General features: G+C 47.4%; 15 protein-coding genes, 1 pseudogene and 1 riboswitch. Of the genes and pseudogenes, 1 reads left to right on the top strand and 15 read right to left on the bottom strand.

What is annotated here, in order from left to right; all coding sequences use genetic code 11:
- Positions 1 to 14 precede the first annotated feature (14 nt).
- Positions 15 to 551: a peptidylprolyl isomerase gene (locus tag HMPREF2909_RS03135; protein ID WP_071415191.1), complete on the top strand. Its 537-nt coding sequence runs from the start codon at positions 15 to 17 to the stop codon at positions 549 to 551.
- A gap of 673 nt (positions 552 to 1,224) precedes the next feature.
- Here the strand turns inward: HMPREF2909_RS03135 and guaB are convergent.
- From guaB to thiM, 15 genes and pseudogenes are all read right to left on the bottom strand, one after another.
- Positions 1,225 to 2,751 (bottom strand): IMP dehydrogenase, encoded by a 1,527-nt coding sequence (gene guaB / locus HMPREF2909_RS03130; protein WP_071415190.1) that lies wholly within the window; start codon positions 2,749 to 2,751, stop codon positions 1,225 to 1,227.
- Positions 2,752 to 2,826: 75 nt separating this feature from the next.
- Positions 2,827 to 3,240 carry a hypothetical protein gene (locus HMPREF2909_RS03125; protein ID WP_022856955.1) on the bottom strand — a complete coding sequence of 138 codons (414 nt, stop codon included), beginning with the start codon at positions 3,238 to 3,240 and terminating at the stop codon, positions 2,827 to 2,829.
- Entirely contained in the window at positions 3,237 to 4,400 is a 1,164-nt protein-coding gene (locus HMPREF2909_RS03120; protein ID WP_071415189.1) for an MraY family glycosyltransferase, read from the bottom strand. Before HMPREF2909_RS03120 ends, HMPREF2909_RS03125 begins: the two co-directional genes overlap by 4 nt.
- Positions 4,401 to 4,407: 7 nt before the next feature.
- Positions 4,408 to 5,058 (bottom strand): L-threonylcarbamoyladenylate synthase, encoded by a 651-nt coding sequence (locus tag HMPREF2909_RS03115; RefSeq protein ID WP_071415188.1) that lies wholly within the window; start codon positions 5,056 to 5,058, stop codon positions 4,408 to 4,410.
- A 13-nt stretch (positions 5,059 to 5,071) separates the two neighbouring features.
- The gene (locus HMPREF2909_RS03110; protein ID WP_071415187.1) at positions 5,072 to 5,746 is read right to left on the bottom strand and encodes a hypothetical protein; all 675 of its coding nucleotides are present in this window, start codon (positions 5,744 to 5,746) and stop codon (positions 5,072 to 5,074) included.
- Positions 5,747 to 5,869: 123 nt separating this feature from the next.
- Positions 5,870 to 6,688 carry an HAD family hydrolase gene (locus HMPREF2909_RS03105; RefSeq protein WP_071415186.1) on the bottom strand — a complete coding sequence of 273 codons (819 nt, stop codon included), beginning with the start codon at positions 6,686 to 6,688 and terminating at the stop codon, positions 5,870 to 5,872.
- Between the two features lie 109 nt (positions 6,689 to 6,797).
- A pseudogene (locus HMPREF2909_RS03100) lies at positions 6,798 to 7,670 on the bottom strand (aldo/keto reductase); the annotation flags it as partial.
- 164 nt (positions 7,671 to 7,834) lie between these two features.
- The gene (prmC, locus tag HMPREF2909_RS03095; RefSeq protein WP_246815506.1) at positions 7,835 to 8,773 is read right to left on the bottom strand and encodes a peptide chain release factor N(5)-glutamine methyltransferase; all 939 of its coding nucleotides are present in this window, start codon (positions 8,771 to 8,773) and stop codon (positions 7,835 to 7,837) included.
- Positions 8,774 to 8,900: 127 nt separating this feature from the next.
- A complete protein-coding gene (prfA, locus tag HMPREF2909_RS03090; protein ID WP_021617842.1) occupies positions 8,901 to 10,001 on the bottom strand; it encodes a peptide chain release factor 1 in 1,101 nt (366 codons plus the stop codon).
- Positions 10,002 to 10,192: 191 nt separating this feature from the next.
- On the bottom strand, positions 10,193 to 10,402 hold the full coding sequence (gene rpmE, locus HMPREF2909_RS03085; RefSeq protein ID WP_021617841.1) for a 50S ribosomal protein L31: 210 nt from the start codon (positions 10,400 to 10,402) through the stop codon (positions 10,193 to 10,195).
- Positions 10,403 to 10,567: 165 nt separating this feature from the next.
- Positions 10,568 to 11,233 carry a thiaminase II gene (gene tenA / locus HMPREF2909_RS03080; protein WP_071415185.1) on the bottom strand — a complete coding sequence of 222 codons (666 nt, stop codon included), beginning with the start codon at positions 11,231 to 11,233 and terminating at the stop codon, positions 10,568 to 10,570.
- A 2-nt stretch (positions 11,234 to 11,235) separates the two neighbouring features.
- Positions 11,236 to 12,048, bottom strand: coding sequence for a bifunctional hydroxymethylpyrimidine kinase/phosphomethylpyrimidine kinase (gene thiD / locus HMPREF2909_RS03075; protein ID WP_071415184.1), 813 nt, complete (start codon positions 12,046 to 12,048; stop codon positions 11,236 to 11,238).
- Positions 12,049 to 12,687, bottom strand: coding sequence for an HAD family hydrolase (locus HMPREF2909_RS03070; RefSeq protein ID WP_071415183.1), 639 nt, complete (start codon positions 12,685 to 12,687; stop codon positions 12,049 to 12,051).
- Positions 12,680 to 13,345 (bottom strand): thiamine phosphate synthase, encoded by a 666-nt coding sequence (thiE, locus tag HMPREF2909_RS03065; protein WP_071415182.1) that lies wholly within the window; start codon positions 13,343 to 13,345, stop codon positions 12,680 to 12,682. The genes HMPREF2909_RS03070 and thiE overlap by 8 nt, the downstream gene beginning before the upstream one ends.
- Positions 13,332 to 14,174 (bottom strand): hydroxyethylthiazole kinase, encoded by an 843-nt coding sequence (gene thiM / locus HMPREF2909_RS03060; RefSeq protein ID WP_071415181.1) that lies wholly within the window; start codon positions 14,172 to 14,174, stop codon positions 13,332 to 13,334. The genes thiE and thiM overlap by 14 nt, the downstream gene beginning before the upstream one ends.
- A 167-nt stretch (positions 14,175 to 14,341) precedes the next feature.
- A riboswitch (TPP riboswitch) is annotated at positions 14,342 to 14,446 on the bottom strand.
- Positions 14,447 to 14,564 lie beyond the last annotated feature (118 nt).

Below are 14,564 nucleotides of genomic sequence, written 5' to 3'. Positions count from 1 at the left end.
TTCAAGGAGATAGTATGCAAGCAATTATGCACACTACACACGGTGATATTACACTCGAGCTGTTCCTTAACGACGCTCCTGTAACCGTAGAGAACTTCGTAGGCTTAGCAACTGGTGAAAAGGAATGGACTGATCCTTTAACCGGTGAAAAGTCGCACGAGCCTTTCTACAATGGTCTCACCTTCCATCGCGTTATTAAGGACTTTATGATTCAGGGTGGCTGTCCTTTGGGTACCGGCACTGGTGGTCCTGGCTATAACTTCGATGATGAGATTAATCAGCATCGTTTTGACGAGCCTTATAAGCTCGCTATGGCAAATGCTGGTCGCCGTCCAAATCCATTCACGGGTAAACTCTCTGGCACTAACGGTTCCCAGTTCTTCATTACTACAGTTCCAACCACATGGTTAGACGGTAAGCACACAATTTTTGGCGAGGTTACAGATGAGGCTTCGAAGAAAGTTGTGGATGCTATTAATGAAGTAGCTACCGATGCTCGCGATAATCCTGTTGAGCCAGTGATGATTGAAAGCATTGAGATTATTAAGTAGTTTACTGCATAGCTCTCTATAATGAAGGGGTCGCAGCTCAGTTCACTGAAGCTGTGACCCCTTACTATTGCTAGGGTTTAGTGTGTGGCGTGGTGCGCCGCAAGTTTGACGGTTGCGCTTTGTAAAACTTAGCACAGGATTAACCAGTATTGTGTCCTATCACCGAGCTTTAACCTAATGCGTTAAGACCAAAAAACTATTCTTTAGCTTTTAGTAACTCTTGGGATTTTAGCGGGGTTTTGGTTGGGGCTGGCTTATTTCATCTGGTTATTATTGCGGCGTGTAGGAACTTGAGTGATGCGTGAAACATGACTTGCTCTAGCGTTCCATGATTCATGCACGGGTGAGGATTTCAATCACTCTTAGCGATGGACGTGAGCATTGTGAGCGTTCGGCGCTAACAACGTCTACGTATCTCATGAGTGAGAATTGAGAGGGTTTTTCAAGCGCACACATTGTCAGCGTTGTGCGCTGACAACTTTCACGCACTCGTGAGCGCTGATTTCATCTGAATTATGGACGTGGGCGTTGTGCGCGTGCGACGCTAGCAACTTTCAGGAATATATGAGAGCTGATATGACATGAAAAAATGACCGCACAGCGTTTACACAAGAGAAAACATTAGAAGGCCCGCACCAACGCAGTGCAGACCTTCTAATGTTTTTACAACTTTTTACTCGTGGAAACCAGAGTAATTTGGAGCTTCCTTGGTCATCACAATATCGTGTGGATGTGATTCACGAAGAGCAGCATCCGTAATACGAATGAACTTGCCCTTAGCCTGAAGCTCAGGAATAGTGCGAGCACCTGTGTAGAACATAGACTGGTGCAAGCCACCAACCAATTCATAGAGAACGTAGTTGAGTGGTCCGCGGTATGGCACTTCGCCTTCTACGCCTTCTGGAACAACCTTATCACTGCTAGTCACGTCTGCTTGGAAGTAACGATCCTTAGAGTAGCTCTTCTTACCACGAGGAGCCATAGCACCCATGGAACCCATACCACGGTAGACCTTGTACTGCTTACCGTGCAACAGAACCTTCTCACCTGGAGCCTCTTCAGTTCCAGCCAAAAGTCCGCCAAGCATAACGGTAGAAGCACCAGCAACCAAAGCCTTAGCAATATCACCAGAGTAGTGAATACCACCATCAGCAACCACTGGAATGCCAGCTTCACGTGCAGCCAAAGATGCCTCGTAAACAGCAGTCAACTGTGGAACGCCCACACCAGCCACAACGCGAGTGGTGCAAATAGAACCTGGGCCAACACCCACCTTCACAGCGTCAACACCAGCGTCAATCAAAGCCTGAGCACCTTCGCGGGTAGCAATATTGCCACCAATAATCTCGATGTTCTTAAATGCAGGATCAGACTTCAAACGCTTAATCATGTCAAGCATTAACTTCGCATGACCATGTGCGGTATCTACAACGAGCACATCAACTCCTGCATCTGCCAAAGCAGTGCAACGCTGCCATGCATCACCAAAGAAGCCAACAGCAGCAGCAACGCGCAAACGACCTTCGTCATCCTTCGTAGCATCTGGATACTGTTCAGTCTTCACAAAGTCCTTCACAGTAATCAAGCCAGTCAGCTTACCTTCAGCATCAACCAAAGGCAACTTTTCTACCTTATACTGAGCCAAAAGCTTGTGTGCATCGTCCTTAGAAATATTAGAAGGACCTGTAATCAGCCCTTCGCTGGTCATCACGTCCTTCACTCGTAAAGAATCAAATTCTGCTGGATCTACAAAACGCATATCACGGTTTGTAACAATACCAAGCAAACGATCATCATGATCTACTACTGGCAAACCGGATACGCGGAACTGTGCGCACAAACGATCTAAATCGGTTAAGGTTGCCTCAGGATTTACGGTAACAGGATTAGAAATCATGCCGGATTCAGAGCGCTTCACAGTATCGACCTGTGTTGCCTGATCTTCAATACTCAGATTACGGTGAATAACACCAATACCACCGTTGCGAGCCATAGCAATAGCCATTTCTGCTTCGGTTACGGTATCCATTGCTGCAGACAGCACTGGAGACTTCATGGAGATATTTCTGGTGAGATGAGTAGTGGTATCTACTTCTGATGGAATAACATCAGTTTCGTTAGGAAGAAGCAAAACATCGTCATAGGCGAGACCAAGCTTCTCAAAAGGGTTTGGAACTGGTTTGTATGTTTCTTGAGCCATAGCACCACTGTATTCAGTCTGCGCGACTTTTCAGGGTGTTTATACGCTCTGCGAGTATCTTTATCTCACTGCTGTTTATAAGATCTGCGCGGTAGCAGTAATAATAAGGTTTTTAATAGTGCATACAAAAACAGTAAAAACGAGAAGGAAAAAGAAAACAGCTGTTTTCAGCGATACGAAGCTTAAGAAAATAGCTCCTAAAGCGCACACAGCAATAAGTTTTAGCCCCCATAACTGAATAAGAAAAATAATATACTGTTTACTTTTGATTTTGAGCGCATCAAGTATAACAGTTATAACCGCGTTTGTTTCCGAAAAAACAATAGCGAGAATCCATCCGCACAGAGCTGAGAAAAAGCCTGACCAGTTCGCGTTCATAAAGCCAGCGAAAAGACCAAGAACCAGCATAACCGCGTCAATAATAATGCTGATAGTAGAGGTGCGCGCAAAAGCAGATCCGAGCGTAAAACCTAAACGTGATTTTTTCATGCGTCACTTCCTTCACCACTACTGCGTTCTGAACCGTTCACATCATGCCGTTGCGCGTGTTCAGCGCGAATTTCTGCAATGCGTACACGATAATACGGCAACATAGTAATAACTGCCAAAATCAGTGCAGCTATGCAAAATCCTGCGAAAACATAACGCATACGGAAGAACAGTAAAAGAACCGAAGAACATGAAATAAGAGCAGCCCAGCTCCACAAAATACCTACAGCTCCCCGCACGGAATGTCCAATCCTCAACATGCGATGATGTAAATGCATACGGTCAGGATGCATAGGAGATAAACCTTTACTTACGCGGCGCACAATAGCAAGAATCATGTCGAGCACAGGCAAGAACAACACTAAAATCGGCAGCAAAATAGGAATAAAAACAGGCAAATACACGTTCACATGATGTGCATTAGGGTCTAAACGGCCGGTCATAACAATCGATGCGCACGTTACCATATAACCGAGCAACATCGAGCCAGAATCGCCCATAAAAATACTTGCAGGATGCCAATTATGCAGAAGGAAGCCCACGCATACGCCCACAATCACCACATCAATAATAATTGCTACAGAAGCAAAGTTCGCTGTGGAACGTGCCAGCATATAGGAGTACACGGCAAAAGCCACGCCTCCAATACCCACAATACCGGCTGCTAAACCGTCTAAGCCGTCCACAAAATTTACCGCATTAATGGAGGCAACGAGCAAAAACGCGGAAATAGCAATAGACCAGCTGGTAGATATGGAATACAGATTTCCCAGTGGTAAAGAAACGATTTGCACTCCTCCCCACGAAACGAGAAGAGAGATAAGCAACTGACCAGACATTTTAAGCATCCAGTCCAAATCAAATAAATCGTCAAGCACTCCTACGGCGTTAATCAGCACAGCACCCAGCAACACCACCCAGAGCTGATGAGATTCATCAAAAAGATTATCAACCCACGGCAAACGGCTGGCGAAAATAAATGCAACAATAACGCCGGTCAGCATGGCAACACCACCAATACGTGGTGTGGGCACTGTGTGCACATCGCGAGCGCGCACTTCCCCCACAGCTCCAATACGGAAAGCGAGTTGACGGATTACAGGCGTCATAAACCAGACAACCGCTCCTGCTATGGCGGCGATAAAAGTATAGATTCGCATAGTGCCTCTATGCTAACACAGCGCGAATCTGTTGGGCAGTTATTGCTCCCTCGCGCAAGAATATTGGCTGTTTATTCAGCTCATCCCACGCAACAACTGTGCTAGCCACTGGGCCAGGCGTAGAACCGCCATCAAGATAGAGACTGACCGTATCTCCCAGTTGCGCGTATGCTTCCTGGGCGGTTGACGGCGAAGGATTACCGCTCAAATTAGCGCTTGAAGCCGCTAATGGTCCTGTAGCACGCAAAATACTGAGGCTAACAGGATTATTCGGCAAACGTACCGCTTGCGTATATGAACCGCCTGCTTCTTCGCGTACAGTTGCTAAAGTTTCCAAGCTTTCCGAACGGTTAACGGTAGCGATAATACTGACTGCTCCGGGCATAAAAGTGCTGACAACAGGGTTCAGCGCTTGCGGCACACGCACACCATAACGCTGTGTATCAGTAAGAGAGGCCACAAGAATTTGTACACTTTTTTCATGCGGACGGTGTTTAACAGTAAATATTTTTTCTACCGCTTGAGCGTGTACTGGATGAGCAACGACACCGTAAACTGTATCGGTGGGAATAACCACAACCTCACCTTGCTCAATAAGAGATACTGCTAAAGCGATTGATTCCTCATTTACCGGCTGAATACCGTATGTATGCGTCATATATATGCCTCGTTTAGATCATATTAACTGTTAGACGTATTACTGCTGCGCTCACAAGAACAAGAGGATACGCCCACCATAAGAGCCATTGATTGCCTTGATTTTTACTGTGAGAAACGTGTCCAATTAACCATACGCTCACAAGAGGTGTTATGCCTGTGCCCACAGTCGTCATAATAAGAGCAGTTTGCCTACTGATGCTTATAGATTTCCATGTGAACTTCTCGTCAACTGGCCACACTAAAAGAAGCAGAGTAAAAAGAACAATACTCAAAAGAACTTGGAAAGCGAAGGACCATACAACTGCCACAATAACCAAAACTAAACGCACTATCACAGTGGAGGGCATAGAATCGGATTCAATATTCCACACGCTACATGTGACAAGAGCAATAGTCACCGCCCATAAGGGATTTTGTGATGAATAATCCCACCACTGACCTGAACGCGCATAGTCGTACGGCGCTTCGCACAACAGAGCCAGAAAAGTCAGAACCGCAATATAGCACCATAACACGACTTGAAAAGGAACAGTCATAGTACGCAAGGCACGCACCCGTCGAGCTACAAACCATGCAGGAATCGCAGCCATACTCCATGAGAGCACTTCTAGGGCGACGGATCCATACAGCCATATATCAAAAGACTGCACAGCCCCATTAGGATCTGGCTCTATAACACGTGCCACTATAGACAGCACAACTCCTAGTAACGCACAGCATGCTAAGGTAGTGCGCGTTATTCCTTTTCTCTTCATATATGTCAGCTTAGTGCGCACCCTAACTTTATGAATAAAATGCTTGTGTGCAAACTACGCAGACTGCGCGGACTGTGCAGGAATAATTCTCGCAGAAGTACCGTCACCCTCAATACGCACAGGAGTCTTACACAGCCATGAAAACACAGCCTCATAATCAGCACCCTCTACGTTCAACGTAGCATGCTCGCTACGCGCCGGATCTCCAGGAACAGACAAAGGCGTATGCAGATAAATCGCATCCATCTGAACGCCCCGAGCGCCAAGCACATCACAACCAATTTCATTGCCCATATACACAACCTCATGAGGACTCAGCCCACACTCATCTAAGGCATGCTGGAAGAAACGCGCATCAGGCTTTTTAATGCCGAAATCGGACGAAAGGAAAATCCTATCGAAGTATTCAGTAAAATGATGAGACTTCAAATCTGGGCGAGTATAGGAAGCTTGAGCATTCGATACGAGAATCGGGCGCAATCCCAAGCGCCGTACGATTGCTAAAAATTCACGTACTTTCGAATATGGCTCAAGAAGACTCATACTTGTCTGATGGAAATACGTTGACGTGCTGTAGGCTTCCTCGACACTCACCTCTGCTCCAGAACGCTCATACAGCGTTTTCCATACAGGAACGAAGTCAATTTCCACATGAACACCTTTATCGCGCTCGCCCCGAGCCTGCGCTTGGTTCATCTCATGCAGATAATTCTCATACAGCTCAGCTCCATTGACATAGTGTGTTCCCCTGTCGTTCATATATGCACGCATCTCCTCCCATACGGAGGCATCATCTTCATGCGTAGAAATATCGAAAATCGTTCCATATAAATCGCAAAAGATTGCTTTGTATGGGCATGAAATGGGAAGCATGAGGTCTCCTTCTTCCTTGAAAGATTTCCGTAATAGGCTAATTACTGTGTTTATTCTAAGAAATAATTAAACACTTTATTCAGTACGTCCACTGAATGAACACGTAAACTTACTTATGTTCTATTAAGCCTACAAGTTCATGTGCCACATATGGTTCACTGAGGTAATCAACATCAGTCTGAGTTAATTCAACGTCACCATAGCGCACAGCATCTGCAAAATGACGTGGCGAAGTAGCGCCCACAATAGGTGCTGTCACTCCTTGCGATGCCAAACATGCCAGAGAAATTTGTGCCATAGATACGCCATAACGGAGAGATAACTCATGTACTCGCTTAATAATCTGTTCATCATGAGCGCGAGATGCATCATATTTTGAACGCGTTACTTTATCGCTCATACTGCGCTCAGATGCGCTATTATCCCATGTGGAACGTGTTAAATGCCCTGCTGCAAGAGGGCTATATGGCACAAGAGAAACTCCATACTGTTTGCACACTGGAATAAGCTCACGTTCGTCTTCACGGTAAAGCAAATTATAGTGATTTTGCATAGTAGAAAACTGAGTCCATCCATTCTTTTCAGCAATAATCTGCATATTATGGAATTGGTACCCATACATTGCAGAAGCTCCCAAAGCACGGACTTTACCAGCTTTTACAAGCTCGTCTAAGGTTTCCATAGTTTCTTCAATAGGCGTATCGTAATCAAAACGGTGAATCTGATAGAGATCTACATAGTCAACGCCTAAACGTTGAAGGCTTCCATCAATTTCTCTTTTAATCGCATTGCGAGAAAGTTTTTCCTCATTAAAATACACTTTTGTTGCCAGTACCACATCTTCACGCTTCACACCTAAAGTTTTCAGTGCTCCACCAATAAATTCTTCACTTGTGCCATGCGCATACGTATTAGCGGTATCTATAAAATTAACGCCTAAATCAAGAGCCTGTTTAATCATTTCTGTAGTGCTATCTTGGTCGAGCGTCCATTGATGAAAATCCTCGAAACGTTAACCGAAAGACATTCCACCAACGCATAAACGTGATACTTCAATACCTGTTTTCCCTAGTTGTGCATACTTCATATGTCCTCCTTAACAGTATTAGGTATACGCAAGGTGTGTGCGGCTACGTTGCACTGTCTTTATTTTATGGCACGCAGATAACGTTCTTTTCCAGCGAAATCTCGGTGCGTTTGTGCACTACTAAACCCACAGTTTCGTGCCTGTTCACAGGTACTCTTTCCCTGACTCCAGTCATGCTCCATTAACAGCAATCCCCCAGTTTTCAGCAATTGCGATGCTCGTTGAATAATCAGAGACGGAATTTTCATACCGTCATCGCTTGCTCCATACAGCGCCATATCAGGGTCGGATTCGCGCGCCTCAACTTGCTCAGGAATATCGGTAAGAGGAATATACGGTGGATTACTCAGAACTATATCTACTGTTCCGTTTAAATCTTGCAAAGTCTGTTCAAGCGTGGCATCGGCTTGTATAACTTCATAATTACGCGCTTGGACTCGCCGGCTATTTTTCTGCGCATACACAAAGGCTTGTTCAGACAGTTCAACAGCCCACACATAACTCGAATCAATCTCGGTTGCAGCAGCTAATCCCAGAGCACCGGAACCCGCACATAAATCCACAATACGCACAGCTGCGCTGGAAGATTGAGAAGACCGCAGCGAACGTACATATTCTAAAGCCTCATCAATCAGCAGTTCTGTTTCCGGTCGAGGAATAAAAACGCCTGGGTCTACAAGTAAATCTAAGTAACGAAATGGAGCGCGCCCCACAATATGCTGCAATGGTTCGCGCTTCTCACGACGCTCTACCCACTTATTAAAACGCTTCAACTGAATAGCAGTTCCCAGCTCTCCCAACGTTTTACCCATTAAAGAGGCGGCTTGAATATCGCGCGCATTCAGTCCGCAAGCTTCAGCCAGCAAAACCGTCACCTCGTGACGGGCTACTTCGGGCTGTGTATCAGAGAAATCTTGCCCTACTCCAGCTGCACATAAGCGATGTGCGCACTGCAATATAACAGTGCGCACATCAGCATTTTCAGCATAATCAATCACGAGAAAACTCTTATCAGTATTGTGCTCGTTAGTGTGCAAATTGGTGTGCTGGTGATGCGCTGGTTGTCGTTGAACTGACCGTTATATCAGCGAGCCACTACCAACCAGCACTGCCCTAGCAATCGTTTTAGTTTTCGCCGTTCTGGCTGGCAAGACGTGCAGCCTCATCAGCCTGGATATCAGAATCAATTACTGCTTGCAAATCACCATCAAGCACAGCATCCAAGTTATATGCCTTGTAATTTGTGCGATGATCCACAATACGGTTTTCTGGGAAGTTATAGGTGCGAATACGCTCAGAACGATCCAAAGTGCGCACCTGAGAATGACGCATATCTGCAGCTGCCGCAGCTTCCTCTTCATGCTTCATAGCCAATAAACGAGACTTGAGCACGCGCAAAGCAGCAGCGCGGTTTTGAATCTGAGACTTCTCATCCTGCATAGACACCACAATTCCAGTTGGAATATGAGTCATACGCACAGCAGAATACGTTGTGTTCACAGACTGACCGCCGGGACCTGAAGACATGAAAATATCAATCTTCAAATCTTTCTGATCAATCTCAATCTCATCATTGTCGTCTTCTGCTTCAGGGAAAACGATAACGCCTGCTGCAGAGGTCTGAATACGACCCTGCGATTCGGTTACTGGAATACGCTGCACACGGTGCACTCCACCTTCATATTTGAGGCTTGCCCACACACCATCAGCAGGAGCAACAGTACCCTTGGCGCGGAAAGCAATCTGCACATCCTTCACGCCACCCAATTCAGTGGCATTTTGCGACTGAATTTCGTACGCCCAGCCGCGCTTTTCTGCATAGCGCATATACATACGTAGCAAATCACCCGCGAACAAAGCAGCTTCTTCACCGCCTGCGCCTGCCTTAATCTCCATAATCGTATCGGAGGCATCATCTGGATCGCGAGGAATCAAAGCCTTACGCAAGTTTTCTTCAACTTCAGGAAGCTCAGCCTGCAAACGCGCTGCTTCTTCGGCGAAGTCAGGGTCTTCACTGGCAAGCTCTTGGGCGGCTTCCAGGTTCTCGGTTACGTCCAGGTACTTCTGGTAAGCCGACACGATCTGACCGAGCTCTGCATGGCGACGGCCCAGCTTGCGAATCTTATCTGGATTGGACGCCACGTCAGGCTGGCTCATCTCAGCTTCGATATTATGGTATTCCTCAAGAGCAGTTTGAGCTGCTGGGAACTGATTAGCAGATGCCACTGGCTGTGCCTTTCCTCAAAGTTCGTTGCGCGCCCGCTCCAGCCAAATCAAACTGCCTGCGAAACGAGCCGCTGTCTAAAACAAAATAACAATCAAAAATCTGTATTAAAAAACGCCAACCAGCCGCCTCGCCGCGCGTGCAACCGAAAGTCGCACAGCCCGCGAAAGCGCTGGATGACGTTTTAAAAGAGCTAGTTCTTCTTACCGTAGCGTGCTTCGAAGCGAGCCACACGACCACCAGTATCGAGAATCTTCTGCTTACCAGTGTAGAAAGGATGGCAGTTAGAGCACACGTCTGCAGTAATATGACCGCTCTTTACGGTAGAACGGGTAACGAAAGTGTTGCCGCAAGAGCATACAACTTCAGTTGCCACATATTCAGGATGAATGTCCTGCTTCATAATATCTCCTAGGGAATCTAAGGAACCCGGGTCGCATAACCTTGTGTTAAGCGTGAACCGGAGAACCGAACATATTATACTCACCTCGCCAGACGAGGGCAAGCCAGAGCGCGAGCAAGCCAGAGCGCAGGCAAGCTTCGCGCGCGGCGAAGCGCGGACGCTAGCTTACGCCATCGCCTTGTTCCAGCCCATCTCCCAGAAATCAAGCTCATACTGCGAGCAGCGGCGGAAGATTTCGCTGAGCTCAGCCATCTGCTTGTCGGAATAATCGGCAGCCAAGCGGTTAAAAGTCTCGGTGAGCGAGCGATTGTTCGCAGCATATTCCTCGCCCGAATAGCAGCTAACCCACTCGCCGTACAGCTCATGCTCGGTAGCCTTCGGATTGTTCTTTACAATATTATTCGCAATATATTCGTAGCTAATAGCGCACGACAAAATCGCCGCGAGAATCTCCACCTCGCCCGCCTCATACGCCACGCGCAGCATGTAGGACGTGTAAGAGAGATTATCGAGACTGCGCGCACTATTGCCCAGTTCGTCCGGCTTCACATTGAACTTGCCCATATAGCCGTTGTGCAAATTCATTTCCACATGCGTAATTGCTGTAAGAATTCCGGAGAAAGTCTGCATAAGCTCATGCGATTTTGCCTTGGCCACGCCCACTGCGAAAACCTTGGCATACTCCTCGAGATATAGATAGTCCTGCAGAATGTAGAAACGGAATTTGTCTGGATCGAGGTCGCCGTTTTGCAGTCCTAGAATAAACGGATGCATGTAGTACAGATCCCAAATATCTTTACTGTCTGCCAGCAAGCGTTCTGTTGCGTTCATTATTATTCCTTTACTTCCTTATATGTACCGTTCAGATTGAAATTGTGCTGCATCGGACCGCTCCCCTTGCCCAGGTCGAGCATGGCGGCGAGCGCGTCGCTCACATAGTTTTTCGCGCGCTCAATAGATTCGTCGAGGTCGTATCCCTTCGCCAGGTTCGAGGCAATTGCGCTCGAAAGTGTGCAACCAGTTCCGTGCATATTCGTGTTATTTATGCGTTGACCAACGAACCACGTTCCCTTATCCGCGTCCACGTCGAACAGGTAGTCGTTCGCATCGTTTACGCGATGACCGCCCTTGACCAGTACCGAGCATCCGTATCGTTTCGCGATATCTGCTGCCGCTTCTTCCATCTGATTGGCGGTGTCGATGTTCTTACCCCACAGCACTTGCGCTTCGGGAATATTAGGTGTTATAACGGTTGCGAGCGCGAAAAGCTGATTTTTCATTTCCTCGATAGCGCTGCTCGTCGACAGCGCGCTACCGCTGGTAGCCACCATCACAGGATCCAGTACAATATTGTGCGCCTCGTATTCGCGTAGTTTTTTCGCGATAACATCGACGAGCTCAGGTGAGGAGATCATTCCGATTTTTACCGCGTCGGGCGCGATATCGGTAAAAATACTGTCGATCTGCTGCTCAAGGAAGGTAGGCGTCACCTCCATTACCGCTTGCACTCCGGTCGTGTTTTGCGCGGTCAGCGCGGTGATCGCTGTCATCGCGTACACACCGTTCATGGTCATGGTCTTCAGGTCCGCTTGGATACCGGCGCCGCCGCTGCAGTCGCTTCCGGCAATGGATAATACTGTTTTCATTTATTCTTCTTTGTTTATGATTGATTCGTCCGCGATTTTTAGGCAGTCTGCCCACTGATTCGCGTTTGATTGATCGAAAACCGCGACCGTATAGAAACCCGCTTTATGCGCGGTTTCGAGCGCATGATACGCGTCCTCGCACACGGATATATCGCTCGGTTTGACTGCCCAGCGCTTGGCTGCTTCCAAGTAAATCCTCGGCTCGCGCTTGCTCGTCTGCAATGTTTCGCACGAGAGTAGAAAATCAAAATGATGCAGCACACCTAAGCGCGCTAAACACGCTTGAATAAGCGGTTCTGCTGTGGCGGATGCCACGCACATGTGCACGTCTTTTCTGCTCAGACAGCGCAAAGCTTGCTCGACGCCTGGTTTAAGTTCGAGGTCTTCGCGGTAATGACGCGCCAGCAGTGCATCAATCTGCTCCTCTATAGTGCGCGGACTGCCTAAGCGAGGAAAATGTTGGGATAACAGAGCCGTTCCCTCGCTTACGGTCAGCATATCTAACTGCTTCACGAGCTGCGCGTGATCTACGGGCGAAATGTCTTGCGATTCCAAGTACTCGCCAACCAAATTGGTCCACATCTCCATAGAATCAATCAAAGTTCCGTCCATATCCCACACAACGTAGCGTTTAAGCATGCTCGGGCACTACTTTCTCAGCGAGCGCGCGCAACTGAGCGGTGTCTGCAGCCGAATCGTCCGCACCAAAAATGGCGGAGACGACCGCTACACCATCGATACCTGTGCCTTGCAGGAGCTGAATATTTCCTGCGTGAATGCCGCCAATAGCAACGGTAGGAATATTCACAGTCTCGCAAATTGCACGTAGCTCATCCATACTGAGGTAGTCGGCATCTGCTTTGGTGGATGTGCTGAAAACAGCACCCACTCCCACATAATCTGCACCATCTTTTTCAGCTTTAATAGCTTCCTCAAGGCTTGATGCAGACACACCCACAATCATGGAACTGCCTACGCGAGCGCGCACCTGTGTGGCAGCTTCGTCACTTTGACCAACATGAATACCGTCCGCACCACAAGCAATAGCTACATCAACGTTGTCGTTAATAATAAACGGAACGTTATAGCGTTTGCATAAAGCGCCCACTTCGCGAGCTTCAGAGAGAAAATCCTCGTCACTCATATGTTTTTCGCGCAGCTGAACGCACGTCATGCCGTTATCTAAAGCTTCTGTAATGCGCTGTATAAGCGGATAATTACTTGACCACGTGCGGTCAGTAACACCATACAATAGCATCATATCTTTAACGGCTTGCTTGCGGTTACCGAACTTCATAACGTGCCTCGTTTTCAAGCTGATCAGCAGTTAAACGCTGAACGGCGTCGATAATATAGTTGCGGTAGCTGGAGTTACCGTCTAACTCGGTCATGCGCTCGTGACCAATCTCGCCGCACACGCCCATAACGATGACTGCTGCAGCAGCTGCATCGAGCGGAGTATTAGGGTTAGCACCCAGATAAGAGCCGAGCAGAGCCGAAAGCTGACAGCCCGTTCCCGTAATCGTCGACATTTCTGCGTGGCCGTTAAAGATGCAGTAGGCTTTTTCGGCATCGGCAACAACGTCGATAGCGCCGGTCATAGCAATAACCGAGCCAGTTGCGCGAGCCATAGCCTTTGCAAAAGCTGCAGCTTCTTCAAGATTATCTTTCGTAACTTTATCTTCATCGCTGGCATCTACTCCACGACTTTGAGACGCTGTATTTACATCGAGGCCAAGCAAATCAGCAATGAACTTAATTTCGGAAATATTGCCGCGGATAACGCTGAACTGAACTTCCTTAAGAAGCTGAACAATTGTTTCGTTGCGCAAAGTGGATGCGCCCACGCCCACTGGATCAAGAACCACTGGATGATTGACTTTATTCGCCTGCTTACCCGCACGAACCATTGCTTCGCGCGTTGCATCGTTAAGCGTACCAATATTAATGTTAAGCGATGCGCAAATTGTTGTGATTTCTTCTACTTCATCAATTCCGTCTGCCATGATTGGCGAGCCGCCACTAGCCAAAACGATGTTGGCGCAATCGTTCACAGTCACATAATTCGTGATGTTGTGAACGAGCGGATTGTGTGCTCGAACATTCGTGAGCATTTCTGTGAGCATTACTTACCCCTTTAATGTAACTTCTTTGTGGTGGAAGGAATGCGGCGATATATATGGCTGCTGTTCTCACGGAGGCGATTGTATGAGTATGCGCATGCGCACACATCGCCACATTTCTTCGTTTCTGTTATTTACGAGAGGCCTGAAACGGAAGTTTCCGAGACGAAATGATATGCACTGCATTTCCCTACGTTGGCATTATCCACATCAGGTTCAAGGGTCGATGGTTTTACCATCCTCTCAGCCTGTTACACAAGCTCCCCGTGATTTACATGGTACAGCAAGGGGGATAAAAGCATATTTCGTAAGAGTTACGTATAACTGTATTTCGTCTATTATTCATGAGCTCTATGCAGATGAATATGCAGAAAACGCCGTCCCCCCCCCCCC

Origin of the sequence: Alloscardovia sp. HMSC034E08 (genome assembly GCF_001813415.1) — a bacterium.
Lineage (GTDB): Bacteria > Actinomycetota > Actinomycetes > Actinomycetales > Bifidobacteriaceae > Alloscardovia > Alloscardovia omnicolens.
Note: the sequence above shows the minus strand (reverse complement) of the source record. Positions and strands in the feature narration are given on the sequence as shown.

What these genes read in the sequence shown, in the direction of transcription:
- HMPREF2909_RS03070 (WP_071415183.1), bottom strand. Translation starts at nt 12,687, where the DNA reads ATGCTTAAACGCTACGTTGTGTGGGATATGGACGGAACTTTGATTGAT.
- HMPREF2909_RS03120 (WP_071415189.1), bottom strand. Translation starts at nt 4,400, where the DNA reads ATGCGAATCTATACTTTTATCGCCGCCATAGCAGGAGCGGTTGTCTGG.
- guaB (WP_071415190.1), bottom strand. Translation starts at nt 2,751, where the DNA reads ATGGCTCAAGAAACATACAAACCAGTTCCAAACCCTTTTGAGAAGCTT.
- HMPREF2909_RS03125 (WP_022856955.1), bottom strand. Translation starts at nt 3,240, where the DNA reads ATGAAAAAATCACGTTTAGGTTTTACGCTCGGATCTGCTTTTGCGCGC.
- thiE (WP_071415182.1), bottom strand. Translation starts at nt 13,345, where the DNA reads ATGAAGTTCGGTAACCGCAAGCAAGCCGTTAAAGATATGATGCTATTG.
- rpmE (WP_021617841.1), bottom strand. Translation starts at nt 10,402, where the DNA reads ATGAAGCAGGACATTCATCCTGAATATGTGGCAACTGAAGTTGTATGC.
- HMPREF2909_RS03105 (WP_071415186.1), bottom strand. Translation starts at nt 6,688, where the DNA reads ATGCTTCCCATTTCATGCCCATACAAAGCAATCTTTTGCGATTTATAT.
- HMPREF2909_RS03135 (WP_071415191.1), top strand. Translation starts at nt 15, where the DNA reads ATGCAAGCAATTATGCACACTACACACGGTGATATTACACTCGAGCTG.
- thiD (WP_071415184.1), bottom strand. Translation starts at nt 12,048, where the DNA reads ATGAAAACAGTATTATCCATTGCCGGAAGCGACTGCAGCGGCGGCGCC.
- tenA (WP_071415185.1), bottom strand. Translation starts at nt 11,233, where the DNA reads ATGAACGCAACAGAACGCTTGCTGGCAGACAGTAAAGATATTTGGGAT.
- thiM (WP_071415181.1), bottom strand. Translation starts at nt 14,174, where the DNA reads ATGCTCACAGAAATGCTCACGAATGTTCGAGCACACAATCCGCTCGTT.
- HMPREF2909_RS03115 (WP_071415188.1), bottom strand. Translation starts at nt 5,058, where the DNA reads ATGACGCATACATACGGTATTCAGCCGGTAAATGAGGAATCAATCGCT.